This window comes from Methylosinus sp. RM1 (assembly GCF_011378635.1).
Lineage (GTDB): Bacteria > Pseudomonadota > Alphaproteobacteria > Rhizobiales > Beijerinckiaceae > Methylosinus > Methylosinus sporium.
In genome coordinates, this window is record NZ_WOVC01000092.1 from 1 (window position 1) to 2313 (window position 2313).

General features: G+C 68.1%; 2 protein-coding genes. Both read left to right on the top strand.

Annotation, left to right across the window (positions count from 1 at the left end):
* Positions 1 to 248 precede the first annotated feature (248 nt).
* Positions 249 to 1322 carry a polysaccharide biosynthesis/export family protein gene (locus FMZ75_RS20995; RefSeq protein WP_246729201.1) on the top strand — a complete coding sequence of 358 codons (1074 nt, stop codon included), beginning with the start codon at positions 249 to 251 and terminating at the stop codon, positions 1320 to 1322.
* Between the two features lie 214 nt (positions 1323 to 1536).
* Positions 1537 to 2304 carry a CDP-alcohol phosphatidyltransferase family protein gene (locus FMZ75_RS21000; RefSeq protein WP_246729203.1) on the top strand — a complete coding sequence of 256 codons (768 nt, stop codon included), beginning with the start codon at positions 1537 to 1539 and terminating at the stop codon, positions 2302 to 2304.
* Positions 2305 to 2313 lie beyond the last annotated feature (9 nt).

Consider the following 2313-nt stretch of genomic DNA (forward strand, 5'->3'; position numbering starts at 1 on the left):
TTGTTAACCACGTCCTGTAGCGCATGGGACACAGGGGGGCGATAAAGCGCGGGCGTTGCGTGGAAGGCCTTGTCTTCGACATAGAGACGGGGTCATTTGGGCGCGCGGCGAAGCTTCGGGAGCGGCCCGGAGCATTGGTCGGGGGCGGCGTGGTTTTGAAGACGCTTCGTATTTTCGGTGTTTTGGCGGCTGCTTCGCTCTCGGGCTGCAGCCTGCTTCCAGGCAGCGGCCCGTCCGGCGATGCGGTGATGACCGCGGGCACGCCGAGCGAATCACGGCCGGAGACGGCTTTCGCCCTCGTCGAGATCGACGCGAATGTGGTGGCGGCGCTGGCCCGGCATGGCGCGCCGGGCCTGCGCGGCTCCTTCGGCGATTATCGCCCGCCCGCCTCGCAGCCGATCGGCGTCGGCGACACGCTGCAGATCACTCTGTGGGAGGCGGCCTCGGGCGGCCTGTTCTCCTCGCCGGCCATGGAACGGGCGAGCCCCGGCTCGCGCTCGGCGACCATACCGGACCAGACGGTCGGGCGCGACGGCTCGGTGACGGTTCCCTACGCCGGGCGCATACAGGTGGCCGGCCGCAGCCAGCAGGAGGTGGAGGCGGCCATCGTCGAGCGGCTGCGCGGCAAGGCGATCGAGCCGCAGGCGCTGGTCAATGTCTCGCGCAACGTCACCAATACGGCGACCGTGACCGGCGAGGTGACGCAGGGCGCGCGCGTGCCGCTGACCTTGCGCGGCGACCGGGTGATGGACGTCATCGCCGCGGCGGGGGGCTTTCGCTCGCCTGTGCACGAGACCTTCGTCAGCCTGACGCGCGGCGACCGCACCGCGCGGGCGCCGATCCAGGCGCTGCTCGCCAATCCGCACGAGAATATTTTCGTGCGTCCGGGCGATGTGCTGACGGTGGAGCGCACGCCGCAGACCTTCACGGTCGCCGGCGCGACCGGGGCCAACGCCGTGGTGCCCTTCGACGCGCGGGGGATCACGCTGGAGGAAGCGATCGGCAAGGCCGGCGGGCTCGCCGATCAGCGCGCCGATCCGAGCGGGCTGTTCGTGCTGCGCTATGAGCAGACGGCGGCGATCGCCGAATATCCGACCGTGTCGCCGTTGCTGGCGTCGCAGCGGCTGACGCCGGTCGCCTATCATCTCGACATGCGCAATCCGGCGGCTTTGTTCACGGCGCGGCGATTCGCGATGCGGGACAAGGACATATTGTATGTCTCCAATGCGCCTGTGACGGAGATCGCGAAAGCGTTCCAGCTCGTCTCCATGCTGACGCAGCCGGCGATCCAGGGCGCGGCGGTGGGCGCTGCGGTGAAGTGAGGCGGTGAGGCGAGACCGTGAAGCGAGGCTCGGGCGGGCTGCGCGAGATTTGCTCGCCTCTGGAATGCGCCTTAGGTATAGCAATCTCGGTTGACGGACGAGTCGGGTCCGGGCAAGCTGACGGCGCAGATATTGCGATGCGATGAGGAACGCGGCCCACGGGCCTGCGGGCTTGGTTTTTCGAAGGTTTCTCGGCGGACCGCGAGGGGGTTTCTTGGCGAACCGATTGAATACGAGCCTGTTGGCGGCTGGCGAGCGGCGTGTGCTGCAGGCGCTCGTGTTTCGGCTTCCCGCCTGGACGACGCCGGATCATCTGACGGCTTTGGGTCTGGCCGGTGCGGCGGCGACGGCGGCGGGCTTTGCGCTGACGCATTGGTCGGCGTGGTTCCTGTGGGTGGCGGTGGCCGGCCTGTTTTTGAACTGGTTCGGCGATTCGCTGGACGGCACGCTGGCGCGCCATCGCGGGATCGAGCGTCCGCGCTACGGCTTTCTCCTGGATCATTCGAGCGATCTGATCGCGCAGAGCCTGATCGTGGTGGGTCTCGGGATCTCGCCTTATTTCACGCTTCCGTCGGCGCTGTTCGTGCTGTCGCTCTATCTTTTGATGAGTTCCTACACTTATCTTCGTGTGGCGACGGCTGGGGTGCATCGGCTGTCCTATGGCGGCATGGGGGCGACGGAATTCCGCCTTCTGGTGGCGGGCTGGAGCGTTTTCGCCTGGTGGCTGGGCCCTGCTGTGACGGAAGCGCATATCTGGCGCTTCGCCATTCTGGACGTGTCGGTGGGAACGCTGTCGGCGATCGCCTTTGCGCTGTTCGTGTGGATGGTGCGGCAGGATTTGTCGCGGATGGAGCGCGAGGACGATCGCGAGACGGCGACGGTACACCGCCTGCCGGCGGCGCGCCGCCCGACGGCCGAGCCGGCCCCGGCCGAGCCCGCAGAGCCGCTCGAAAACGAGCTCCCCAGCGCCTCCGCCGGCTGACGGCGCGCG